General features: G+C 41.2%; 1 protein-coding gene. It reads right to left on the bottom strand.

Annotated features, from left to right (window positions below):
* A partial coding sequence (locus tag RYX56_RS25440; RefSeq protein ID WP_317124529.1) for a Uma2 family endonuclease occupies window positions 1-215 on the bottom strand: 215 nt, incomplete at its 3' end.
* Between the last annotated feature and the right edge of the window lie 18 nt (window positions 216-233).

Below are 233 nucleotides of genomic sequence, written 5' to 3'. Positions count from 1 at the left end.
CGAACATCAAAAGGCGCAAAAAATACTTCACAATCCTTACCTCTTAGAAAAACGGAAAAGGCTGTAGATAGCTCTCTTAGAACCTGTTGATGCCTGCGTGACGGGGCAGGCGACATATTGAAGATTTCCCCATCGATTAGCTCAAGTCTTTCTTCATCATCCCATGTTAGATAATCAGCATACGAATATTTCTGTTTTTTGTTCGGAATGGCCATCAAATCATTCCTTTCAGC

Origin of the sequence: Alkalihalophilus lindianensis (assembly GCF_032843265.1) — a bacterium.
In the GTDB taxonomy this organism is placed as follows: Bacteria; Bacillota; Bacilli; order Bacillales; family Bacillaceae_D; genus Alkalihalophilus; species Alkalihalophilus lindianensis.
The sequence above is the reverse complement of the archived record's forward strand: the minus strand, read 5'-3'. Positions and strand labels throughout refer to the sequence as shown.